The organism is Mesorhizobium sp. L2C066B000 (assembly GCF_000502335.1).
Taxonomy (GTDB): Bacteria; Pseudomonadota; Alphaproteobacteria; order Rhizobiales; family Rhizobiaceae; genus Mesorhizobium.
In genome coordinates this window covers 73,102-94,537 of record NZ_AYWZ01000011.1, presented here as the reverse complement: position 1 = coordinate 94,537, position 21,436 = coordinate 73,102, and the positions used below count along the sequence as shown (strand labels likewise).

Sequence of the window (21,436 nt, the reverse complement as noted above, 5' to 3'; positions counted from 1 at the left end):
GCCGGGCGAACCCGGCTTTTCAACATTCTCTGAAAAATTTTTAGTTGACCGCGTCCTTGAGGCCTTTGCCGGCCGAGAACTTCGGCACGGTACGCGCCGGAATCTTCACTTCCGCGCCAGTCTGCGGGTTGCGGCCAGTCGATGCCGCACGCTTGGAGACGGTGAAATTTCCGAAGCCGACGAGCCGTACATCGCCGCCCTTCTTCAGTTCGCCAGTGATGACGGAGAACACCGCCTCAACCGCCGACTGTGCGTCACCCTTCGAAATGCTCGCGGATTCAGCGACAGCGGAAACCAGTTCGTTCTTGTTCATAAAAATTCCCTTCCATGAGAAAACCGGAACTTTCGACTCATCCGGCAGGAGAGGGACTTTAGAAAGAAGCGCTCGCAAACCCAAGTCAAAAAGCCGGAAATAAGTTGAAAAAAGCCCGGAAAAGGTGGGTTTTTCACATGAAAAAGCCGGGCTCAAGGCCCGGCTCTCTCTTTGTGCACTGCAACTTTAGTAGTTTCTAATGTGCAAGCGACTTTCCAGCATCGTCAACGGTATCGGTGGAAGCCGGCGGATTGACCGGCTCGACCCACTCGATCGGCTCCGGCATGCGCACCAGCGCGTGCCTCAGAACCTCGCCGACACGTGAGACCGGAATGATCTCCATACCGTTCTTCACATTGTCCGGTATCTCCGCCAGATCCTTGGCGTTGTCTTCCGGGATCAGCACCTTCTTGATGCCGCCGCGCAGTGCTGCGAGCAGCTTCTCCTTGAGGCCGCCGATCGGCAAGATGCGGCCGCGAAGCGTTATCTCGCCAGTCATCGCCACATCGGCCCGGACCGGAATCCCCGTCATGACCGACACGATGGCTGTCGCCATGGCAGCACCTGCAGACGGACCGTCCTTCGGCGTGGCGCCTTCGGGCAAGTGGACGTGGATGTCACGCTTGTCGAACAGCGGCGGCTCGATGCCGAAATCGATGGCCCGCGAGCGGACATAAGAGGCCGCCGCCGAGATCGATTCCTTCATCACGTCGCGCAGATTGCCGGTCACCGTCATGCGGCCCTTGCCGGGCATCATGACGCCTTCGACCGTCAGCAGCTCGCCGCCGACTTCCGTCCAGGCAAGACCGGTGACGACACCGACCTGATCGTCAGCCTCGACCTGGCCGAAGCGGAAGCGCGGAACACCGAGGTAATCGGCGAGGTTCGCCGCCGTGATGCTCACCGTCTTCTTCTTCGTCTTCAGGATCTCGGTCACCGCCTTGCGCCCGAGCTTCATCAGCTCGCGCTCCAGGCTTCTGACGCCCGCTTCACGGGTGTAGGTCTGGATGATGCCGCGGATCGCGTCCTCGCCGACGGAGAATTCCTTCGGCTGCAGGGCATGATCGCGGATCACCTTGGGCATCAGGTGACGCTTGGCGATCTCGATCTTCTCGTCCTCGGTGTAGCCGGCGATACGGATGATCTCCATGCGGTCCATCAGGGGCGCAGGGATGTTCAGCGTGTTCGCCGTCGTCACGAACATCACGCTCGACAGGTCGTATTCGACCTCGAGGTAATGGTCCATGAACGTCGAGTTCTGCTCGGGATCGAGCACCTCGAGCAAAGCCGATGACGGATCGCCGCGGAAGTCCTGGCCCATCTTGTCGATCTCGTCGAGCAGGAAGAGCGGGTTGGACTTCTTGGCCTTCTTCATCGACTGGATGACCTTGCCGGGCATCGAGCCGATATAGGTGCGGCGGTGGCCACGGATCTCGGCCTCGTCACGGACGCCGCCAAGCGCCATGCGGATAAATTCGCGGCCGGTCGCCTTGGCGATCGATTTGCCGAGCGAGGTCTTGCCGACGCCGGGAGGGCCGACGAGGCACAGGATCGGCCCCTTCAGCTTCTTCTGGCGGCTTTGCACGGCGAGATACTCGACGATGCGGTCCTTGACCTTGTCGAGGCCGAAATGATCGGTGTCGAGCACGTTCTGCGCAAACGCCAGGTCCTGCTTGACCTTGGAGTTCTTGCCCCACGGGATCGACAGGATCCAGTCGAGGTAGTTGCGCACCACGGTCGATTCCGCCGACATCGGCGACATCGTCCGCAGCTTCTTCAACTCGGCTTCCGCCTTTTCGCGGGCCTCCTTGGAGAGCTTGGTCTTCTTGATGCGCGCCTCGATCTCGGCGGCCTCGTCGCGGCCGTCCTCGCCTTCGCCGAGCTCCTTCTGGATCGCCTTCATCTGCTCGTTGAGGTAGTATTCGCGCTGCGTCTTCTCCATCTGGCGCTTGACGCGCGAGCGGATGCGCTTCTCCACCTGCAGGACGGAGATTTCGGCTTCCATGAAGCCCATCGCCTTTTCCAGCCGTTCCTTGACGGACAGCGTGGCCAGCATCTCCTGCTTCTCGGGGATCTTGATGGCGAGGTGCGAAGCAACCGTATCGGCGAGCTTGGAATAGTCGTCGATCTGGCTGGCGGCACCCACCACTTCAGGCGAGATCTTCTTGTTCAGCTTGACGTAGTTTTCGAAGTCGGTGACGACCGAACGGGCGAGCGCCTCGACCTCGACCTCTTCCTCCTCCGGCTCGACCAGCGCCGTGGCGGTAGCTTCGTGGAAGTCCGGACGGTCGGTGAACGAGACGATCTTGGCACGCGAAGCGCCTTCGACCAGCACCTTGACGGTGCCGTCGGGCAGCTTCAGCAATTGCAGCACATTGGCGAGCGTGCCGATGTCGAAGATCGCATCGGGCTCGGGATCGTCATCGGCGGCATTCATCTGGGTGGCAAGCAGGATCTGCTTTTCCTGACCCATAACCTCTTCCAGCGCCTTGATCGACTTTTCACGCCCGACAAAGAGCGGAACGATCATGTGCGGGAACACCACGATGTCGCGCAGTGGGAGGACTGCGAAGACGCCGTCGCTGGGAGCCTTGGATATTTTGGCCATTGTCCAACCTTTCATGTCGCGGCCGCTAATTGAGCCAACCGCGAATCTCATATTAACGACCGGGGATCGTTCCGCCTACCACCGTTTGTGACGGGAGTTTTACAGCACAGAATTCGGCACCTCGGCCTTCCAGTGTTAGTTGGATGCACGGTGGGCAAAGATCAAGGGTCGACACGGTCCGTTCATCCACTCCGTTACAAGGATCGGTACCTCACCACAGCAAAACGGCGCCCCGCGGGCGCCGTTCCATAAAAAGGTTAGGCCAGATGCCAGATCAGGCGCTGACGTTGCCCTTCTTTTCCTTCTGCTCGGAATAGATGTAGAGCGGCCGGGCGCTGCCGGTCACCACTTCTTCCGAAATCACCACTTCGCGCACGCCTTCCAGAGCGGGCAGTTCGAACATGGTGTCGAGCAGGATTGCTTCCATGATCGAGCGCAGGCCACGGGCGCCGGTCTTGCGCTCGATGGCGCGCTTGGCGATCGCCGACAACGCATTCTCATGGAAGGTCAGGTCGACACTCTCCATCTCGAACAGCCGTTGATACTGTTTGACCAGCGCGTTTTTCGGCTCGGTCAGGATCTGGATCAGCGCCGGCTCGTCGAGGTCTTCCAGCGTCGCCAGGACCGGCAGACGGCCGACAAACTCGGGGATGAGGCCGAACTTCAAGAGATCCTCGGGCTCGACCAGGCGGAACACGTCACCGGTGCGACGATCCTCGGGCGAAGCCACGATGGCGCCGAAGCCGATGGAAGTCTTCCTGCCGCGATCCGAGATGATCTTGTCCAGCCCGGCGAAGGCGCCGCCGCAGATGAACAGGATATTGGCGGTGTCGACCTGCAGGAACTCCTGCTGCGGATGCTTGCGGCCGCCCTGCGGCGGCACGGAGGCAACGGTGCCTTCCATGATCTTCAGAAGCGCCTGCTGCACGCCCTCGCCCGACACGTCGCGGGTGATCGATGGGTTGTCGGACTTGCGCGAGATCTTGTCGATTTCATCGATGTAGACGATGCCGCGCTGGGCGCGCTCGACATTGTAGTCGGCCGACTGCAGCAGCTTCAGGATGATGTTTTCGACGTCCTCGCCGACGTAACCGGCTTCGGTCAGCGTCGTCGCGTCGGCCATGGTGAAGGGCACGTCGATGATGCGGGCCAGCGTCTGGGCAAGCAGCGTCTTGCCGCAACCGGTCGGGCCGATCAACAGGATGTTGGACTTCGCCAATTCGACGTCGTTGTTCTTGCCGGCATGCGCCAGGCGCTTGTAGTGGTTGTGGACCGCCACCGACAGCACGCGCTTGGCGTAGGGCTGGCCGATGACATAGTCGTCGAGAACCTTCAGGATCTCCTGCGGGGTCGGCACGCCCTCGCGCGACTTCACCATCGAGGTCTTGTTCTCCTCGCGGATGATGTCCATGCATAGCTCGACGCACTCGTCGCAGATGAACACCGTTGGGCCGGCGATCAGCTTGCGCACCTCGTGCTGGCTTTTGCCGCAAAACGAGCAATAAAGCGTGTTCTTCGAATCACCGCTGTTGTTGCCGACTTTGCTCATTTTCCTGTCCTTTCATGGCCGCCCGCCGATGGTCTGGCTGAAAGGGCGCATATTCTATCTATCGCGGGAATTCGCCGCCGCCAGTGTCCCGGCTCCCGCAACGCATTCCGTACGAAACACAAATCAGAAAACGTCGCAATGATTCGCGCCAACCCTGCACAAAGCTAAGCCGTCGAAAATCAACATAGCCTTAACGTAGGCAATCCCATCCACCGAGGGAACAGCCAATTGTGGCCGAAATGCCGCAAATCCCAGCAAAAGCGCGTTATCCCGCCACCCAACTGCCATGCAGCGATTATGCCGCAGCGCCTTCGACCGGCTCGCGCGACGAAATGACCTTGTCGATGAGGCCGAAATCCTTGGCTTCGTCGGCTGTCATGAAATGGTCGCGGTCAAGCGTCTTTTCAATGTCTTCGTAGCTCTTGCCGGTGTGTTTGACGTAGACCTCGTTGAGGCGGCGCTTCAGCTTGATGATGTCTTGCGCATGCCGCTCGATGTCGGAGGCCTGGCCCTGGAAACCGCCGGAAGGCTGGTGAACCATGATACGGGCGTTCGGCGTGGCAAAACGCATGTCCTTGTGGCCGGCGGTCAGAAGCAGCGAGCCCATCGACGCCGCCTGGCCGATGCACAGCGTCGACACCGCCGGCTTGATGAACTGCATGGTGTCGTAGATCGCCATGCCCGAGGTCACCACGCCGCCCGGCGAGTTGATGTAGAGATTGATCTCTTTCTTCGGGTTCTCGGCCTCGAGGAACAAAAGCTGTGCACAAACCAGCGTCGCCATACCGTCTTCGACCGGGCCGGTGATGAAAATGATGCGCTCTTTCAGCAGGCGCGAGAAAATGTCGTAGGCCCGCTCGCCGCGATTGGTCTGCTCGACCACCATCGGAACGAGGTTCATGTAGGTTTCGACGGGGTTCTTCATGGACTACCCTTTTTGGAGATGGGGATTCCGGCGCCGGAACATCGGGCAGAATCGGTTCTTGACGGTTAGAATGTAAATAGGATGCCGGCTCACCCTAGCGCAAGGCCGCCTCCTCCTAGCCATCTGGTTAAGTCGAATCAAGGTTTCCGCGCAAGGGAAAGTCCGAACGCGGCCAGCGGCGTTTTTGCGGTGTAGCAATTCCTTAACCGCGTCGCTTAACGAAATGCGGCGAAACCGCTTTCCCCTGGAGAACCTTCCCCTACAATTCAACATTGAACCTCACGTTTCGGGTTCAAACAGGGGGAGTGCCATGATCAGGAAAACTGCTTGCCTCGCCATTGCCGGCCTTGCCGGTCTCGGCATGGTGTCCGATGCGGTTGCCGGCGGCCGGGCCGCGGAATGCTATGAGCCGGTGCACAGGCCGGCGCTCTATGACACCGTCTATGAAGACGTCATGGTCAGCCCCGGCGGGCAGCTGGTCGACTACGACCCTCCGATCTACGGCACGCTCGAGCGCGTCGAGCAGATCGCGCCGCCCCGAGTCACCTATGACATCGTACCGGCGAGAACCCGCACCGTTTACCGCACGGTCCAGGTCGACGATGGCGGCTATGCCTGGGAATGGCGCGTCATCCACGGCCGCAAGGTGCTGTGCAAGGTGTGGCGCAAGGCCCGCTACGCGCGTGTGGCCGAAACGGTGGTGGTTGAACCGGAGCGCACCCGCCGGGTTGTGCTGCCGGCCGAATATGAGAGCGTCGCCCATGAAGTGCTGGTGCGGCCCGAGCGGCGGCACGTCACCCAGATAGCGCCGTCATACCAGAGGATGGCGCGCCGGGTGGTGGTGCAGGAAGGCTCGACCAGCTGGCGCCGCGTGCATATTGCCCGGCATTGCGAGGATTAGACTTCGGTACTTCGCCGAGGTCCGCCTCGGTTGGCTCAATCCATAGGGCCGTCGGGTGCCAACATCCGGTCTGGCACCAAGCCGGCAAGCCGCGGTAATGGTCTGGCATGACCACATCCATGCCGCCCTACCTCGCCTTTGATCCAGCCACGCGCCGCCTGCGGCTCGACCCGCACGAACCGGCGTTTTTCCAGAACCCTTACGACGCCTATGCCGTCCTGCATGGCGCATCGAATGCCTTCTTCTGGGAGGAATTCGGCTCCTGGTGCTTTGGCGGCTTCGACGACGTCAACCGGCTGTTGCGCGACCGCCGCTTCGGCCGCCAGAACCCGGCCGGCATTCCCGACAGCCGCGGCATCGGCGAGGATCGCTCGCATTTGGCCGCTTTCGACGGCATCGAGAGCAATTCGATGCTGGAGCTGGAGCCGCCGGTGCACACCAGGCTCAGAACCCTGGTCAACCGCGCCTTCGTCTCGCGCCAGGTCGAGCGGCTGCGGCCGCGCGTGGAGGCGCTGGCCAATGAGCTGATCGACCGTTTCGAACCGCGCCACGTCGATCTATTGCCCAGCTTCGCCGCACCTTTGCCGATCACCATCATTGCCGAAATGCTCGGTGTGCCGGTCGAAATGGGGCCGCAACTGCTCGACTGGTCGCACCGGATGGTGGCCATGTACATGCATGGCCGGACGCGCGAGACCGAGCAAGCGGCCAATCGCGCCGCGCGCGATTTTTCCGACTTTTTGCGCGGCTATGTCGCCGAGCGGCGCAAGAAGCCTGGCGACGACCTGCTATCGCTGCTGATCGTGGCGCAAGAGGATGGCCAGAAGCTGTCGGAAAACGAGTTGGTCTCGTCCGCCATCCTGTTGCTCAATGCCGGCCACGAGGCGACCGTCCATCAAACCGGCAACGCCGTGCGCACGTTGCTGGCGCAAGGCGGCGACCCCGGCCGTTTCTTCACCTCGCCGGAAGCAACCGCTGCAACGGTCGAGGAGTGCCTGCGCTTCGACGCGCCGCTGCACATGTTCACCCGCTACGCCTATCAGGAGGTCGAGGTGACATCGGGGGTTGTCGTACAACCGGGCGAGACGATCGGCCTGCTGCTCGGCATGGCCAATCATGATCCGCTTGCCTTTGCCGAACCTGGCGCCTTCCGGCCCGGCCGACTAGACCAGAAGAATGTCTCGTTCGGCGCCGGTATCCATTTCTGCATCGGTGCGCCGCTGGCGCGGCTGGAGTTGCAGGTGTCGCTGAAAACCCTGTTCGAGCGGCAGCCGCAACTCCATCTTGCGGAGCAGCCGCGCTTCCGCGACACCTATCATTTCCATGGGCTGGAAAAGCTCACTGTGAGCTTGTGAGGACGGCGGAGCCGACGCATGCCCGAGAAAATGAGATTCGCCTTTCTACAGGAACCACCCCTTCTGCTTTATCGACGGATCGGGACGTCTGGGCGGCAGCGATGCCCAACTGGCCAAGAGGGTCTGCCTGACGCTCGGGCTGGAACTTTTGCCCATCGAGACCGAGTTTGCCGAGCTGCTGCCTGGGCTTGCCGAAGGGGTGGGACATGACCACCGGCCTGTTCATTTCCGAAGACCGCCGGAAGCTGGTCGACTTCACAAGGCCGATCTGGATGCTGGCGGATGGATTGCTGGTCGCGAAAGACAATCCCCGCGCCTTTGATGGCTATCGGTCCGTCGCCAATGATCGGACGGCGCTGATCGGCGTCATATCGGGCCAGATCCAGCACCGGACGGCCCTGCAAAACGCTATTCAGCCCGAACGGCTAAGGATATTTGCCACCCAGGCCGAAGCAGCTAACGCCGTCGCGGCCGGCGTGGTGCATGCCTATGCGAGTGTAGCGCTCGCGCATCGCGGCTATCTGAGCCGGCGACCCGACGCGCCTCTCGACGTCGTCGACGTCCCGGCAGTCGAAAAACAGCCAGCGCCCGGCGCTTTCGCTCTCGCCAAAGGCAGTGCCACCCTGCTCCAGCGCGTCGACTTATGCCTCAGTGATTTGCTTGGCAGTCCCTGGCACAGGGAGATGATGAGCGGATACGGCTTTTCCGACACTGACATCGATCGGCTTTTGTGAAGTCCAAGCGCGCCGCGAGATCAGAGCTTGACCACATACTCCTTGCGGGTCGTTTCAAGCACTTCCCAGCTGCCCCTGAAGCCTGGCCTGAGCACGAAGCTGTCGCCGGCCCGGACCGTGCGCGCCTCGCCGCCATCCTCGGCAACCACCGAGACGCCGGACAGGATGTGGCAGAACTCCCATTCGTCATATTCGATGCGCCATTTGCCCGGCGTCGCTTCCCAGATGCCGGCATAGAGGCGGCCATCGCGCTCCTCGACATTCCAGGTGCGGAACTTCGGATCGCCCGCAATCAGACGATCCGGCGCCGGGGCGCCATGTTCGGCGTCGACGCTGTCGGTCGATATTGCCAAGTAATGCGCGGACAGGGTTTGCCTCCAACAGATTAGTGACTAGTGAGTAGTGAGCGGAAAGCGCTCCCTCGAGCGGGTGGCTGATCACTAATCACTGCTAACTAGTGAATACCGACTACTACTCACTACTCACTACTCACTACTCACTAAAAAAATTCAAACCTTGGTCAAAGCCTGTTCCAGATCGGCGACGATGTCGTTGACATCCTCGATGCCGACGGAAAGTCGGACCGTGTCCGGTCCGGCACCCGCCTTGACCTTCTGCTCGTCGGAAAGCTGGCGATGCGTGGTCGAGGCCGGATGGATGACCAGCGACTTGGTATCGCCGACATTGGCGAGGTGCGAGAACAGTTCGAGCGCCTCGACGAACTTGATGCCTGCGTCGTAGCCGCCCTTCAGGCCGAAGGTGAAGACAGCACCGGCGCCTTGCGGCGAGTATTTCTTCTGCAGCGCGTTGTTCTTGTCGCTGGGCAGGCCGGGATAGTTGACCCAGGCGACCTTGGGGTGGTTGGACAGCCAGCCGGCTACGGTGATCGCATTGTCGCAATGGCGCTGCATCCTGAGTGGCAAGGTCTCCAGCCCGGTCAGGATCAGGAAGGCATTGAACGGCGAAATCGCCGGGCCGATGTCACGCAGGCCAAGCACGCGCGCGGCGATGGCGAAAGCGAAATTGCCGAAGGTTTCGTGCAGGACAAGGCCGCCATATTCGGGGCGCGGCTCCGACAGCATCGGATATTTGCCGGATTTCGACCAGTCGAACGTGCCGCCATCGACGATGGCGCCGCCGATCGAATTGCCGTGGCCGCCGATGAACTTGGTCAGCGAATGGACGACGATGTCGGCGCCATGCTCGATCGGCCGCACCAGATAGGGCGAGGCCAGCGTGTTGTCGACGATGAGCGGCAAGCCGTGCTTGCGGGCGATGTCGCCGATTTTCTCTATGTCGACGAAGGTGCCGCCGGGATTGGCCAGGCTCTCGATGAAGATCGCCTTGGTCTTGTCGTCTATCTGGCTTTCGAAGGTGGAGACGTCGTTGGTGTCGGCCCAACGCACCTCCCAGCCGAAATTCTTGAAGGCATGGCCGAACTGATTGATCGAACCACCGTAAAGCCTTGTGGCGGCGACGAAATTATCGCCAGGCCGCATGAGATTGTGGAACACGATCACCTGTGCGGCATGGCCGGAAGCAACGGCAAGTGCAGCCGTGCCGCCTTCGAGCGCCGCGATCCGCTCTTCCAGCACCGCCTGGGTCGGGTTCATGATGCGGGTGTAGATGTTGCCGAAGGCCTTCAGCCCGAACAGCGAGGCGGCATGGTCGGCATCGTCGAACACAAAGGAGGTCGTCTGGTAGATCGGCGTGGCGCGTGCGCCCGTCGCCGGGTCGGGCTTGGCGCCGGCATGGACGGCGAGCGTGTTGAAACCGGGCGTGCGGGTCATCGAAAACCTCCCTGAGCGGTAAACGTGTGAATGATGAAATGGTCAATGGTGAGCGATGAATGGTGGTCGCAAAGTCGGCCAGTCCCACCTTGATTGCAAGCCGCTCATATGCGGCTTTACCCGGCTTCCAGGAAAATCCTTCTATTCACCATTCACCATTCACTGCCTTACTTCTGGCGCACACCGAAACTCTGGAATCCCGACCGCATCAGCGGCTTCTTCGACGAAAGCACACCGGAGTTGACGCCGGTCCAGCCGATCTCGCCCGACAGCTTGCCATATTCGATCTTCGGGCAGCGGTTCATCACCACCTTGATACCGGCCGCCTCGGCACGCGCGGCCGCCTCGTCGTCGCGCACGCCAAGCTGCATCCAGACGACTTTCGGCAAGGGGTCGAGCTTCAGCACCTCATCGACAATGCCGGGCACCGCTGCGGAGGCGCGAAAGATGTCGACCATGTCGACCGGTTCAGGCAGATCGGCAAGGCTGGCATAGGTCATGCGGCCGAGGATTTCCTTGCCGGCCTGCCCCGGATTGATCGGAAACACCGAAAAGCCCTTGGCCAGCAGGTATTTCAGCACGAAAAAGCTCGGCCTGACATCGTTGGCCGACGCGCCGACCATGGCGATGGTCTTCACAGAATTGAGGATGCCGCCGATATAGGCATTGTCGTAGCTATCGTGATTCACTCGTCGGTCTCCCTCAGTGCTTCCTCCATAAAGGACTGCGGGTCCGTGCAGAAGTCGCGCATCATGCGAAAATGATCGGTATCGGTGAAATCTGTGGGGTCGAGGCCGAAGCGGCTGATGCGGAACAGCCGCGCGCCCGGACAGGCCATCAGCAGCGGCGAGTGCGTCGCCATGATCACTTGAGCCGTGCCGGACCGGTCCATGCGCCGCAGCATCTTCAGCAGCTCGATCTGCCGCGATGGCGACAGCGCGCTTTCGGGCTCGTCGAGGATGTAGATACCTTGCCGGCGGCAGCGCTCCTCGAAGAAGCGGATGAACCCTTCACCATGCGACCAGGACAGGAAATCCGGCGGCGCCCCGCCAGATTCCAGCGCCGCCTGATCGAGATAGCGGGCAACCGAGTAAAAAGATTCGGCGCGGAAGAACCAACCCGCTGTGACCTTCGGCAGCCAGTGGCCGCGCAACGTGTCGGCAAGCGCTGCACCACTCTCGTCGATGGCGCCGGAGTGGTCGACGGGCATGTAGCCCTTGCCGCCGCCGGCTTCGTCGTAACCGGCCAGCGCGCCGATCGCTTCCAGCAGCGTCGATTTGCCGGTGCCGTTTTCGCCGACAATGATGGTGATCGGCGTGGTGAATTCGAGCTCGAATTCGCGGCCGCGGAACAGAGGCAGGTTCCAGGGATACTTGTCCCAATCTTCCACGCGCTCGGGGTCAATCAGGATGCGTTTGAGATAAGGCGCCTTAAGCCGGGTCAGTTGCTTGCGATAGCCCATGCGGACGCTCAGTCCGGCAGCGAGATGGTGCCGTCATCCGCGATCGGGAAGGCCGGATTGTGTGCGACTTCCCAGACATGGCCGTCGGCATCGGCGAAATATCCATACCAGCCGCCCCAGAAGGCGCGGCCTGCCGGCTTGACGATCCTGCCGCCGGCCTTCTCGGCGGCCGCCAGCACGTCGTCGACTTCGGCATCGGAGCGGGTGTTGTAGGCGAGGTAGACCGCCGACGGTGCTGCGGCGAAGGCAATGCCTGAATCCTCCTCGGCGCTTGGCCTCGGGAACAGGCCGAGAATGGCGCCGCCCATCTGGAAGAAGGCGACGCCATCGGTGATGCCGGCGTGGCGCTTCAAGCCCATGCCTTCGTAAAAGCGCACGGCGCGCTCGAGATCGTCGGTGGCGATGGTGATGATGGAGATGCGCGGTTCCATGGATCGAAAACCTATTCGTCCGTCCATTCCGGTTTGCGCTTGCCGATGAAGGCGCCGATGCCTTCCTCGGCGTCGCGGGCCAGCATGTTCTCGACCATGACGCGGCCGGTATAGGCATACGCGTCCGCCAATCCCATCTCGGCCTGCGCGTAAAAGGCTTCCTTGCCGGTCTTGACCACCAGAGATGATTTGGAGGCAATGGTTTGCGCGTATTTGGTGACGATCTGATTCAGGTATTCGCGCGGCACGACGCGGTTGACCAGGCCGAATTCCTTGGCGGTTGCGGCATCGATGGTCTCGCCGGTGAGCAGCATTTCCATGGCGTGCTTGTGAGACACGTTGCGTGACAGCGCCACCATCGGCGTCGAACAAAACAGGCCGATATTGACGCCCGGCGTGCAGAAGGTCGCTTCATGCGAGGCAATGGCGAGGTCGCAACTGCAAACCAGTTGCAGCCCCGCAGCGGTGGCTAGGCCATCGACTTCGGCGATGATCGGGAGCGGATGGCGCACGATCTGCTGCATCAACGCCGCGCAAGCCGAAAATGTCTGCTCGAAAAACCCCTTGCCCTTGTCGGCGTCGGCGCGGCGCGCGGTCATTTCCTTGAGATCGTGACCGGCGCAGAAGACTTTCCCGGCGGCCGCCAAGACGATGACGCGGACCGATTTGTTGGCCTTGGCACGGTCGAGCTCGGCGCTCAATGCCGCCATGACGGAAAGCGACAAGGCATTGGCGGGCGGATTGGCGAGCGTCAGGCGCAGCACGCCCTTGTCCAGCCCGGCGATGACCGGCCCGTCTATGGCAACAGGTTTGATCGAAAGGATTTCGGCCATGACAAGGGTCTCCGCGATTCCGCCGGGCGCCGCCAGACTATCTAATATCGGATCGAGTTTCATCAACACCCATCGCTTGCGCCAGAGGTGTTGCCAGAAGCGCATCATTGCGTTCATACAGGCCCGGCATAGAACGAGAGACCGACATGCCCGCCCAGGACAATCTCAAGCCGGTGCTGACGGCGGCTGAAGTCAATGCGCTGATGGCCAGCGTCTACCCCCAGCTCAACGACGAGTTCACGTCGTATGAGGCGCTCGATGTGTTTCCCGGCGGCTGCACGGTGCGGCTCAACGCCAGCGAACGGCATTTGCGTCCCGGCGGCACGGTGTCCGGGCCCTCGCTGTTCACGCTGGCCGACATTGGCGGCTATGTCTGCGTGCTCAGCCATGCCGGGCCGGATGCGCTTTCGGTTACCGTCAACCTCAACATCAATTTTGTCCGCAAGGCCGAAGCCGGGCCGATCGACGGCCATTGCCGCATCCTGAAGCTGGGCAAGAGCCTGATGGTGTTCGATATCGACATCGTCGCCGGACCGAAGGGACACACGGTAGCGCATGCGACCGGCACCTATTCGATCCCGCCGAAGCGCGCCGCCGATGTGGTAAAATAATACCTTTTGATCAAACCTTTGTTTTTATTACACTTTACGAGCAGACGTGCTTTTCCCGCGCCTTGACGTGCACCACCCCCTCGCCTATAAGCCGTCACGAAGCAGCGGCCCGCAAAGGCCGCCGTTTTGTTATTGGCGGCGGGCAAGTGCCTTGTCGCCAATCCAAGCAACAAGAAACGCCTTCTTCGGAAGGTCAAAATCGAAAGCAGAAAATCCATGGCAACCTTTTCGCAGAAGCCTGCGGATGTGGTGAAGAAGTGGGTGCTGATCGACGCCGAGGGTCTCGTCGTCGGCCGTCTCGCCACTGTCATCGCCAATCATCTTCGCGGCAAGCACAAGCCCACCTTCACCCCGCATGTCGACGACGGCGATAACGTCATCGTCATCAATGCCGACAAGGTGGTGTTCACCGGCAAGAAGTTCACCGACAAGGTCTATTACTGGCACACCGGTCACCCCGGCGGCATCAAGGAGCGCACCGCGCGCCAGCTGCTCGAGGGCCGTTTCCCCGAGCGTGTCGTCGAGAAGGCCGTCGAACGCATGATCCCGCGCGGGCCGCTCGGCCGTCGTCAGATGAAGAACCTCCGCGTCTATGCAGGCACGGAACATCCGCATGTCGCCCAGCAGCCCGTCACCCTCGACGTCGGCGCGCTGAACGCCAAGAACAAGAAGGTTGCATAAGATGGCTGAGCTTTCCTCGCTCGCAGAATTGGGCGCCGCCACCGGCAACACCAACACCCAGCCGGCAGCACCCGTCCATGTCCAGAAGCTCGACAAGTCGGGCCGCGCCTATGCCACCGGCAAGCGCAAGAACGCCATCGCCCGCGTCTGGGTGAAGCCGGGTTCGGGCAAGATCGTCGTCAACGACAAGGAATTCGCGACCTATTTCGCGCGTCCGGTCCTGCAGATGATCCTCAACCAGCCGATCATCGCTTCCAACCGCGCCGGCCAGTACGACATCGTCGCCACCGTCATCGGCGGCGGCCTGTCCGGCCAGGCCGGTGCCGTTCGTCACGGCATCTCCAAGGCGCTGACCTACTATGAGCCGGCACTGCGCGCCGTGCTCAAGAAGGGCGGCTTCCTGACCCGCGACAGCCGCGTCGTCGAGCGCAAGAAGTACGGCAAGGCGAAGGCCCGTCGTTCCTTCCAGTTCTCGAAGCGCTAAGCGCTGCGACGTTCCAGACATCGAAAGGCCGCCTCCGGGCGGCCTTTTCTTTTGGGTCTCGGCAGTCACCCCACCCGGCGCTTCGCGCCGACCTCCCCATCGAGGGGAGGTAGGAGGTCGCGGCAGTTTTGCCGCCCGGACAATCCACGATGGTCCAGCGGCTAGCAAACCAGTTCGACCATAAAAACGCGGCACCCTACCTCCCCTCGATGGGGAGGTCGGCGCGAAGCGCCGGGTGGGGTGATGGCGCCGGCCTCGGTTCAAGTCTCAGAACTTGCCGGCCTTGATGTAATCGATAAACGNGGGGTGATGGCGCCGGCCTCGGTTCAAGTCTCAGAACTTGCCGGCCTTGATGTAATCGATAAACGCCCGTAGCGGCGCTGGAACCAGACGCCGTCCGGGATAGTACAGAAATGGTCCGGGAAAACTCTGCCACCACGGTTCGAGCACGGGCTCCAGGGCGCCGCTTTCGAAGTGAGGGCGAAGCCAGCCCTCGAAGAGAGCGACGATGCCGCTGCCGGCAATGGCCGCATGGACGGCAAGATCGCTCGCCCCGCCGATCCGCACGATCAACGGCCCCGTCGTGTCGACACGCACCACCTCGCCGTCGCGCTCGAATTCCCACGGCAGCATCGCACCGCTGGCAAAACGACCGCGCAGACAAGCATGGCCAAGCAGGTCGCTCGGGTGCTGCGGCCGCCCATGGCGCTCGAGATAGGCGGGGCTGGCGCCAGTGGCGAAGCGCTGGACGCGCGGTCCGATCGGCACCGCGATCATGTCCTGCTCCAGTCGCTCGTCATAGCGGATGCCGGCGTCGCAGCCCGCCGCCAGCACGTCGACGAAGTTCTCATCGGCGATGACCTCCAGCCGAATGCCGGGATAGGCGGCGAGGAAGCCCGGAACGATGTCGGGCAATATCAGCCGCGCGGCGCTGACCGGGACGTTGAGGCGCAGCGAACCAGCCGGCCTGTCGCGAAAGCCATTGACCACGTCGAGGGCCGCCTCCACCTCCGACAGCGCCGGGCCAAGCCGTCCGAGCAGGCTGAGACCTGCGTCGGTCGGAACGACGCTGCGTGTCGTGCGGTTGAACAGCCTGACGCCGAGCTGCGTCTCCAGGCGGCGCACCGCTTCGCTCAGGCCCGACGCGCTGCCGCCGCCGGCGCGAGCCCCTTCGCGAAAGCCGCCGGCACGCGCCACCGTCACGAAAGCGTTCAGGTCGCCAAGGTCCATCATTGTTCGCCATTCCGCACAAGCTGTACGGATTGTACCTTATTATCCCGAGGTTGAGCAGCGTCTATCTTCGCCTCCTCAAAGGAGACCGACCATGTCCACCATCCAAAAATCCGGCACATTCACCCTCGGCAGCCACACCGTGAGACGGCTCGGCTACGGCGCCATGCAACTTGCCGGCCCGCACGTTTTCGGTCCGCCGAAGAATCATGACGCGGCCATTGCAGTGCTGCGCGAAGCGGTGGCCTCCGGGGTCAACCACATCGACACCAGCGACTATTATGGCCCGCATGTCACCAACCAGCTGATCCGCGAAGCGCTGGCGCCCTATCCGCAAGACCTCGTCATCGTCACAAAGATCGGGGCGCGGCGCGGCAGCGACGGCTCATGGCTGCCTGCCTATTCCGCCAAGGAACTTGAGCAGGCCGTGCACGATAATCTCAGGAATCTCGGTCTTGAGGTGCTGGATGTCGTCAATCTGCGCATCATGTTCGGGGTGATGGGTCCCGCCGAGGGCTCGATCGAGCCGCAGTTGACCGCGCTTGCCGAACTGCAGCGCAAGGGTCTGGTGCGCCATATCGGCCTGAGCAACGTCACCCCAGCGCAGGTCGAGGAAGGCCGTGGGATCGCCGAGATCGTCTGCGTGCAGAACCAGTACAATCTGGCGCATCGCGACGACGACGGGTTGATCGATGAACTGGCGCGCGCCGGTATCGCCTACACGCCGTTCTTCCCGCTCGGCGGTTTCAGCCCGCTGCAGTCGTCGACCTTGTCGGATGTGGCCGCGCGGCTCGGCGCCACACCCTTGCAGGTTGCGCTCGCCTGGCTGCTGCGCCGCTCGCCGAACATCCTGCTGATCCCGGGGACGTCGTCGATCGGGCATTTGAGAGAGAACCTGGCGGCGGCGGAACTGGAGCTGTCGGCCGATGTGCTAAGGGAATTGGATGGGGTGGCGAAAGCGGCGTGAAGATTTTGCGGGCGGCGCTGTCACCCCACCCGCGCCTTCGGCGCGACCTCCCCATCGAGGGGAGGTAGGAGGTCGCGGCAGCCTTGCATGCCTCGCAATCGCTACGACTGTCGGAATCTAAAGCGCCAACGCCCTACCTCCCCTCGGCGCGCAGCGCCGGGTGGGGTGATGGCGCCGACGTACGATTTCTAATTGATACTCGCCGTATTCGCGGCTCGGCCGGCTTCGCCTCATCCACATAAGGCACCCTAAACCCGTTGGCCCCCAGCCAGCCAATGGCAGCCTTCGGTTCGTCGGTCTGGATGATGGTGGCGCCGCGTTCGGCCCAGAAACCGTGGTCTCGGCCGGCATGCCGGCCTGCACCGCCAGTTCATCGCCGCAGCCGCCGGAGAGGAAGCCGCCGGGCCTTGCACCTTGGCGATACAAGTCCTTCGCCAAGCTGTGACTGGCATCTTGCGTGCCGGTTCTGTAGTTGTGGCAGCCCGATGAACAAAGAAGGACCCGTAATGGCGAACCAGACCATCGACAACGCGTTCACCGCCCGCTCCAAGACGGGGCCTTCCTTCGAGCCGACCTATGCCGGCGCGCTGTCGTTCATGCGGCGCAAATACACCAAGGATGCAAAGGGCGCGGACGCCGTCGTGTGGGGCATTCCGTTCGATGCCGCCGTCACCAACCGGCCGGGCGCGCGCTTCGGGCCGCAGGCGATCCGCCGCGCCTCGGCGATCCTCGACAACGACCCGCAATATCCGTTCTCGCGCGACCTGTTCGAGCATCTCGCCGTCATCGACTATGGCGATTGCCTGCTCGATTCGGGCAATCACCAGAAGACACCAGGCACGATCGAGCGCGAGGCGGCGAAGATCCTGAAATCGGGTGCCTTCCTGTTGTCGCTCGGCGGCGACCATTTCGTCACCTGGCCGCTGCTCAAGGCGCATGCCGCCATCCATGGGCCGCTGGCGCTGGTGCAGTTCGACGCGCATCAGGACACCTGGCCTGACGATGGCAAGCGCATCGACCACGGTTCGTTCGTCGGGCGCGCCGTCAATGAGGGCATCATCGATCCTGATCGTTCGATCCAGATCGGCATCCGCACGCATGCCCCCGATACGTTCGGCATCAAGATCCTTTACGGTCACGAGATCGAGGAGATGCGGGCTTCCGACATCGCCTATGCGATCGTCGACCGCACCGGCGGCAGGAAGACCTATCTCACCTTCGACATCGACTGCCTCGACCCGGCCTTTGCGCCCGGCACCGGCACGCCGGTTGCCGGCGGACCGTCCTCGGCGAAAATCCTGTCGACGCTGCGCCAGCTCGGCCAAGTCGATATTGTCGGCGCCGACGTCGTCGAGGTTGCGCCGGCCTATGATCACGCCGATATAACGGCGATCGCCGGCTCGATGGTGGCCATGCACTATCTCGGCCTGGTGGCCGAGCGAAAAGCGCGGGCGGAAGAGCTGAACAGCGGCAACCATGGCGCGGCAAACCATGGCCAGGGCATATAGGCCTGAATTAGCAGGGAATTGACGGGCACATGAAACCGAAAATCTTCATCGATGGCGAACACGGCACCACCGGCCTGCAGATCCGGGCGCTGCTGGCCGAGCGCGGCGACCTCGAGATCATCTCGATCCCGGCCGAGCGCCGCAAGGAAACGGCGGCGCGCGCCGAGTTCCTCAATGCAGCCGATGTCGCCATCCTGTGCCTGCCGGATGCGGCTGCCAAGGAAAGCGTATCGCTGATTGCCAACGACACCACCAAGGTGATCGACGCCTCCACGGCGCATCGCGTAGCCGAGGGCTGGGAATATGGCTTTGCCGAGATGGAAAAGGGCCAGGCCAAGATCATCGCCAATGCAAAACGCGTCGCCAATCCCGGCTGCTGGCCGCAAGGACCGATCGCGACACTGCGGCCGCTGGTCGCCGCCGGCCTGCTGCCGGCGGATTTCCCGATCACCGTCAATGGCATTTCGGGCTATTCGGGCGGCGGCCGGCCGATGATCGAGGACTATGTCGCCAAGGGCGAGGATGCCTCTGAATTCCAGGTCTATGGGCTGACCCTGCAGCACAAGCATGTGCCGGAGCTGCGCACCTATGCGAAGCTGTCGCACGATCCGATCATGCAGCCGGCGGTCGGCAATTTCGCCCAAGGCATGATCACAGTGGTGCCGCTGCAGCTCGGCGGGCTCGACCATGTGCCGGCCGGCGCCGAACTGCACGCGGCAATCGCCGACCATTTTGCCGCCATCAAGGGCGGCGTGGTCGAGGTAGCTCCTTACGAGCACGTGGAGCGCCTGCCCGAGATCAATCCCGAGGTCTATAACGGCACCAACCGCATGAAGGTCTATGTCTTTGCCAATGACGACAGGGCGCAGGCGCTGCTGATTGCGGTCTATGACAATCTCGGAAAGGGCGCCTCGGGTGCTGCCGTTCAGAACATGGATCTGATGCTCGGCCTTTAATTCAGTTGGAGAGAGCATGTTGCCCGAAAACCGCTTAACACTTTTCGGCATCGCGCTCTGAATGGACGCGCCTGCATTTCCAAAGCGCTGGAAGATCAGCGCGCCCGAGCTCATTGCGGAGACGTTTTCGAGCCGCATCTGGAAGGTGCGGCGTGAGGACGGCTCGCCGGCCATCGTCAAGGCGCTCAAACCATTCGACGATGTCGAGGACGAGTTGCGCGGCGAGCACTATCTCGCATGGCGGCGCGGCGAAGGCGCGGTGCGGCTGCTTGGCCGGGACGGCCACCGCATGCTGCTCGAATATGCCGGCGACACCCTGCTTTCCGACGTTCTGGCCAAAGAAGGCGACAACGCCGCGACCGCAATCGTGGCCGAGTTGATGGGGAGACTGTTCTCGCCCTCAAGACACCCTGCCCCGCCGGACCTGCAGCCGCTGCGGACACGGTTTGCCAGCCTGTTCAAAAAGGCCGGAGCCGATCGCGACGCCGGAGAGCACAGCCTCTATATCGAGGCCGCCGAAATCGCGGACCGGCTGCTCGATGCCCCGCATGCGGTCAAGCCGCTGCATGGCGACCTGCATCACGACAACATTTTGCACGGTGCGCGCGGCTGGCTGGCGATCGACCCGAAGGGCGTGCTCGGCGATCCCGGCTTCGACGCCGCCAATCTGTTCTACAACCCACTGGGGCGCGACGACCTCTGCCTCGATCCCGAGCGCATCGCGCATATGGCTGAGATCTTCGCCAGGACACTCGGCCAGACGCCGGCTGCCATTCTCGACCATGCCATCGCCTATGGCTGCCTGTCGGCCGCATGGCATCATGAGGACGAGAATGCGGTCGACGAGAACCGCGAGCTGTCGGTTGCGGGAGTGATCCGAAAGGTGCGGCTCAGCTTCTGACCGGCGCAGCCTCGCGCTTTAGACGTAGCGAGGCAGTTCGTTCGCGAAATAGATTATTGCGACGGCCAAGACACCGTAGACGATGTACCTGCGTTCATGGGCGGCCGCGTTGGCAGTGGATAGGCGCCCTTGTTGCCGCGCCAGTGGGCGGCGGCAAATCCCAGCAGGACCAGCGCGAAGGCCTGATGGGTCAGCGCCATGTGCAGCGGCACCTGCATCAGCAGCGTGCCGATGCCGATCGAGGCCTGCACCAGCACCAGCAGAAACAGCAGCGTTGCGCGGCGTGCGTGTGTCGTGCCCGGCAGCCGCCGGCGCGTCGCTATCATATGCCAGAGCGCGATGGCAAAGACCGTATAGGCGCCGAGCCGGTGGACGAACTGCACCGTCTTCGGGTTCTCGAAGAAATTGCGCCAGGCCGGTTCGAGCAGCAGCAGCTCGCCGGGGATGATCTTGCCGTCCATCAGCGGCCAGGTGTTGTAGCTCAGGCCGGCGTCGAGCCCTGCGACCAGCCCGCCGAGATAGATCTGGACCAGCGCCAGCAGCACGATGAAACCGGCCAGTCTTTGCGTCGACCGGCCGGCGGCAGGCTCCGAATGCGGCGCCAGCCCGCGCGCGACCACCATGGTGGCAGTGAAGATCAGGGCGGCAAGCGTCAAATGCGTCGCCAGCCGGTACTGGCTGACGGAGACGCGGTCGACCAGGCCGGAGGCCACCATCCACCAGCCGATGGCGCCTTGCAGGCCACCAAGCAGCAGAATACCGACCAGCTTTGGCCCAAGGCCGCGCTCGATGCGGCGCGTCGCCCACAAGACCAGCAACGGCAGGCCGAAGACCAGGCCGACACTGCGCGCCAGGATGCGGTGCGCCCATTCCCACCAGAAGATCGATTTGAAGGCGTCCAGGCTCATGCCCTTGTTGAGCTCGGCATATTGCGGAATCTTTTGATAAAGCTGGAATTCCTCCTGCCACTCCGCGTCATTGAGCGGCGGTATCACACCGTGGATCGGCTTCCACTCGGTGATCGACAGGCCGGAATTGGTGAGCCTGGTGGCGCCGCCGACCAGCACCAGCGCAAACAGCACCAGAAGCACGACATACAGCCAGCCGCGCACCAGCGCCCGATTTTTCAAGTCGCGATCGCGGTCAATGTAAGGCGCGGCGGCTGATATGGCGGCCATGGTTGGTCCCGGCAGGTTG

At 62.4% G+C, this 21,436-nt stretch carries 23 protein-coding genes and 1 pseudogene; 11 read left to right on the top strand and 13 right to left on the bottom strand.

The annotated features are described in order from the left end of the window. Nucleotides 1–40: 40 nt before the first annotated feature. The 4 genes from X733_RS145115 to clpP all read right to left on the bottom strand — a co-directional run bounded on the left by X733_RS145115 (nt 41) and on the right by clpP (nt 5,395). Complete coding sequence (locus X733_RS145115) at nt 41–313, bottom strand: HU family DNA-binding protein (RefSeq protein WP_023669423.1); 273 nt, start codon at nt 311–313, stop codon at nt 41–43. Between the two features lie 196 nt (nt 314–509). Next, nucleotides 510–2,921 carry an endopeptidase La gene (lon, locus tag X733_RS145120; RefSeq protein WP_023682304.1) on the bottom strand — a complete coding sequence of 804 codons (2,412 nt, stop codon included), beginning with the start codon at nt 2,919–2,921 and terminating at the stop codon, nt 510–512. Between the two features lie 274 nt (nt 2,922–3,195). Further along, nucleotides 3,196–4,470: an ATP-dependent Clp protease ATP-binding subunit ClpX gene (gene clpX / locus X733_RS145125; protein ID WP_023682305.1), complete on the bottom strand. Its 1,275-nt coding sequence runs from the start codon at nt 4,468–4,470 to the stop codon at nt 3,196–3,198. Nucleotides 4,471–4,765: 295 nt separating this feature from the next. Continuing rightward, on the bottom strand, nt 4,766–5,395 hold the full coding sequence (gene clpP / locus X733_RS145130) for an ATP-dependent Clp endopeptidase proteolytic subunit ClpP (RefSeq protein ID WP_023682306.1): 630 nt from the start codon (nt 5,393–5,395) through the stop codon (nt 4,766–4,768). 310 nt (nt 5,396–5,705) lie between these two features. Between clpP and X733_RS145135 the strand changes: the two genes are divergently transcribed. The 4 genes from X733_RS145135 to X733_RS01000000166425 all read left to right on the top strand — a co-directional run bounded on the left by X733_RS145135 (nt 5,706) and on the right by X733_RS01000000166425 (nt 8,385). Further along, nucleotides 5,706–6,296, top strand: a complete 591-nt coding sequence (locus X733_RS145135) for a hypothetical protein (protein ID WP_023819362.1) — start codon at nt 5,706–5,708, stop codon at nt 6,294–6,296. Nucleotides 6,297–6,403: 107 nt separating this feature from the next. Then, the gene (locus tag X733_RS145140; protein WP_023700520.1) at nt 6,404–7,651 is read left to right on the top strand and encodes a cytochrome P450; all 1,248 of its coding nucleotides are present in this window, start codon (nt 6,404–6,406) and stop codon (nt 7,649–7,651) included. Nucleotides 7,652–7,721: 70 nt separating this feature from the next. Beyond that, a complete protein-coding gene (locus X733_RS1000000171520) occupies nt 7,722–7,973 on the top strand; it encodes a hypothetical protein (RefSeq protein ID WP_306413633.1) in 252 nt (83 codons plus the stop codon). After that, nucleotides 7,858–8,385: a transporter substrate-binding domain-containing protein gene (locus X733_RS01000000166425; RefSeq protein ID WP_280790547.1), complete on the top strand. Its 528-nt coding sequence runs from the start codon at nt 7,858–7,860 to the stop codon at nt 8,383–8,385. Before X733_RS1000000171520 ends, X733_RS01000000166425 begins: the two co-directional genes overlap by 116 nt. 20 nt (nt 8,386–8,405) lie before the next feature. On the opposite strand, the gene X733_RS145145 is transcribed toward X733_RS01000000166425, so the two are convergent. The 6 genes from X733_RS145145 to X733_RS145170 all read right to left on the bottom strand — a co-directional run bounded on the left by X733_RS145145 (nt 8,406) and on the right by X733_RS145170 (nt 12,901). Next, entirely contained in the window at nt 8,406–8,753 is a 348-nt protein-coding gene (locus X733_RS145145; RefSeq protein WP_023693296.1) for a cupin domain-containing protein, read from the bottom strand. A 141-nt stretch (nt 8,754–8,894) separates the two neighbouring features. Then, complete coding sequence (locus X733_RS145150; RefSeq protein WP_023693295.1) at nt 8,895–10,175, bottom strand: O-acetylhomoserine aminocarboxypropyltransferase; 1,281 nt, start codon at nt 10,173–10,175, stop codon at nt 8,895–8,897. A 167-nt stretch (nt 10,176–10,342) separates the two neighbouring features. Then, nucleotides 10,343–10,864, bottom strand: a complete 522-nt coding sequence (locus tag X733_RS145155) for a CoA-binding protein (protein WP_023669414.1) — start codon at nt 10,862–10,864, stop codon at nt 10,343–10,345. Further along, nucleotides 10,861–11,637: an AAA family ATPase gene (locus X733_RS145160; protein ID WP_023693294.1), complete on the bottom strand. Its 777-nt coding sequence runs from the start codon at nt 11,635–11,637 to the stop codon at nt 10,861–10,863. Before X733_RS145160 ends, X733_RS145155 begins: the two co-directional genes overlap by 4 nt. 8 nt (nt 11,638–11,645) lie before the next feature. Beyond that, nucleotides 11,646–12,068 carry a VOC family protein gene (locus X733_RS145165; RefSeq protein ID WP_023689472.1) on the bottom strand — a complete coding sequence of 141 codons (423 nt, stop codon included), beginning with the start codon at nt 12,066–12,068 and terminating at the stop codon, nt 11,646–11,648. A gap of 11 nt (nt 12,069–12,079) precedes the next feature. Beyond that, nucleotides 12,080–12,901 carry an enoyl-CoA hydratase gene (locus tag X733_RS145170; protein ID WP_023689473.1) on the bottom strand — a complete coding sequence of 274 codons (822 nt, stop codon included), beginning with the start codon at nt 12,899–12,901 and terminating at the stop codon, nt 12,080–12,082. Between the two features lie 146 nt (nt 12,902–13,047). Between X733_RS145170 and X733_RS145175 the strand changes: the two genes are divergently transcribed. The 3 genes from X733_RS145175 (at nt 13,048) to rpsI (ending at nt 14,677) form a co-directional block, all read left to right on the top strand. Continuing rightward, nucleotides 13,048–13,512, top strand: coding sequence for a PaaI family thioesterase (locus tag X733_RS145175; protein ID WP_023693292.1), 465 nt, complete (start codon nt 13,048–13,050; stop codon nt 13,510–13,512). Between the two features lie 216 nt (nt 13,513–13,728). Beyond that, nucleotides 13,729–14,193: a 50S ribosomal protein L13 gene (rplM, locus tag X733_RS145180; RefSeq protein WP_023669409.1), complete on the top strand. Its 465-nt coding sequence runs from the start codon at nt 13,729–13,731 to the stop codon at nt 14,191–14,193. A 1-nt stretch (nt 14,194) separates the two neighbouring features. After that, the gene (gene rpsI / locus X733_RS145185) at nt 14,195–14,677 is read left to right on the top strand and encodes a 30S ribosomal protein S9 (protein WP_023669408.1); all 483 of its coding nucleotides are present in this window, start codon (nt 14,195–14,197) and stop codon (nt 14,675–14,677) included. A gap of 333 nt (nt 14,678–15,010) precedes the next feature. On the opposite strand, the gene X733_RS145190 is transcribed toward rpsI, so the two are convergent. Continuing rightward, entirely contained in the window at nt 15,011–15,910 is a 900-nt protein-coding gene (locus X733_RS145190; protein ID WP_023693291.1) for a LysR family transcriptional regulator, read from the bottom strand. Between the two features lie 91 nt (nt 15,911–16,001). On the opposite strand from X733_RS145190, the gene X733_RS145195 reads away from it, so the two are divergent. Continuing rightward, nucleotides 16,002–16,874, top strand: a complete 873-nt coding sequence (locus tag X733_RS145195) for an aldo/keto reductase family oxidoreductase (protein WP_023819361.1) — start codon at nt 16,002–16,004, stop codon at nt 16,872–16,874. A gap of 188 nt (nt 16,875–17,062) precedes the next feature. Here X733_RS145195 and X733_RS1000000170920 read toward each other — a convergent pair. Continuing rightward, nucleotides 17,063–17,282: pseudogene (locus X733_RS1000000170920) on the bottom strand (glycerophosphodiester phosphodiesterase); the annotation flags it as partial. Between the two features lie 98 nt (nt 17,283–17,380). Here X733_RS1000000170920 and speB point away from each other — a divergent pair. From speB to X733_RS145210, 3 genes are all read left to right on the top strand, one after another. Next, on the top strand, nt 17,381–18,382 hold the full coding sequence (gene speB, locus X733_RS145200) for an agmatinase (protein WP_023669405.1): 1,002 nt from the start codon (nt 17,381–17,383) through the stop codon (nt 18,380–18,382). Between the two features lie 29 nt (nt 18,383–18,411). Next, nucleotides 18,412–19,338 (top strand): N-acetyl-gamma-glutamyl-phosphate reductase, encoded by a 927-nt coding sequence (argC, locus tag X733_RS145205; RefSeq protein WP_023669404.1) that lies wholly within the window; start codon nt 18,412–18,414, stop codon nt 19,336–19,338. A 61-nt stretch (nt 19,339–19,399) separates the two neighbouring features. Beyond that, entirely contained in the window at nt 19,400–20,239 is an 840-nt protein-coding gene (locus X733_RS145210) for an aminoglycoside phosphotransferase family protein (RefSeq protein ID WP_023819360.1), read from the top strand. A gap of 53 nt (nt 20,240–20,292) precedes the next feature. On the opposite strand, the gene X733_RS145215 is transcribed toward X733_RS145210, so the two are convergent. Next, nucleotides 20,293–21,417, bottom strand: a complete 1,125-nt coding sequence (locus tag X733_RS145215) for a COX15/CtaA family protein (RefSeq protein WP_023669402.1) — start codon at nt 21,415–21,417, stop codon at nt 20,293–20,295. Between the last annotated feature and the right edge of the window lie 19 nt (nt 21,418–21,436).

What these genes read in the sequence shown, in the direction of transcription:
- X733_RS145115 (WP_023669423.1), bottom strand. Translation starts at nt 313, where the DNA reads ATGAACAAGAACGAACTGGTTTCCGCTGTCGCTGAATCCGCGAGCATT.
- lon (WP_023682304.1), bottom strand. Translation starts at nt 2,921, where the DNA reads ATGGCCAAAATATCCAAGGCTCCCAGCGACGGCGTCTTCGCAGTCCTC.
- clpX (WP_023682305.1), bottom strand. Translation starts at nt 4,470, where the DNA reads ATGAGCAAAGTCGGCAACAACAGCGGTGATTCGAAGAACACGCTTTAT.
- clpP (WP_023682306.1), bottom strand. Translation starts at nt 5,395, where the DNA reads ATGAAGAACCCCGTCGAAACCTACATGAACCTCGTTCCGATGGTGGTC.
- X733_RS145135 (WP_023819362.1), top strand. Translation starts at nt 5,706, where the DNA reads ATGATCAGGAAAACTGCTTGCCTCGCCATTGCCGGCCTTGCCGGTCTC.
- X733_RS145140 (WP_023700520.1), top strand. Translation starts at nt 6,404, where the DNA reads ATGACCACATCCATGCCGCCCTACCTCGCCTTTGATCCAGCCACGCGC.
- X733_RS01000000166425 (WP_280790547.1), top strand. Translation starts at nt 7,858, where the DNA reads ATGACCACCGGCCTGTTCATTTCCGAAGACCGCCGGAAGCTGGTCGAC.
- X733_RS145150 (WP_023693295.1), bottom strand. Translation starts at nt 10,175, where the DNA reads ATGACCCGCACGCCCGGTTTCAACACGCTCGCCGTCCATGCCGGCGCC.
- X733_RS145160 (WP_023693294.1), bottom strand. Translation starts at nt 11,637, where the DNA reads ATGGGCTATCGCAAGCAACTGACCCGGCTTAAGGCGCCTTATCTCAAA.
- X733_RS145165 (WP_023689472.1), bottom strand. Translation starts at nt 12,068, where the DNA reads ATGGAACCGCGCATCTCCATCATCACCATCGCCACCGACGATCTCGAG.
- X733_RS145170 (WP_023689473.1), bottom strand. Translation starts at nt 12,901, where the DNA reads ATGGCCGAAATCCTTTCGATCAAACCTGTTGCCATAGACGGGCCGGTC.
- X733_RS145175 (WP_023693292.1), top strand. Translation starts at nt 13,048, where the DNA reads ATGCCCGCCCAGGACAATCTCAAGCCGGTGCTGACGGCGGCTGAAGTC.
- rplM (WP_023669409.1), top strand. Translation starts at nt 13,729, where the DNA reads ATGGCAACCTTTTCGCAGAAGCCTGCGGATGTGGTGAAGAAGTGGGTG.
- rpsI (WP_023669408.1), top strand. Translation starts at nt 14,195, where the DNA reads ATGGCTGAGCTTTCCTCGCTCGCAGAATTGGGCGCCGCCACCGGCAAC.
- X733_RS145190 (WP_023693291.1), bottom strand. Translation starts at nt 15,910, where the DNA reads ATGATGGACCTTGGCGACCTGAACGCTTTCGTGACGGTGGCGCGTGCC.
- X733_RS145195 (WP_023819361.1), top strand. Translation starts at nt 16,002, where the DNA reads ATGTCCACCATCCAAAAATCCGGCACATTCACCCTCGGCAGCCACACC.
- speB (WP_023669405.1), top strand. Translation starts at nt 17,381, where the DNA reads ATGGCGAACCAGACCATCGACAACGCGTTCACCGCCCGCTCCAAGACG.
- argC (WP_023669404.1), top strand. Translation starts at nt 18,412, where the DNA reads ATGAAACCGAAAATCTTCATCGATGGCGAACACGGCACCACCGGCCTG.
- X733_RS145210 (WP_023819360.1), top strand. Translation starts at nt 19,400, where the DNA reads ATGGACGCGCCTGCATTTCCAAAGCGCTGGAAGATCAGCGCGCCCGAG.
- X733_RS145215 (WP_023669402.1), bottom strand. Translation starts at nt 21,417, where the DNA reads ATGGCCGCCATATCAGCCGCCGCGCCTTACATTGACCGCGATCGCGAC.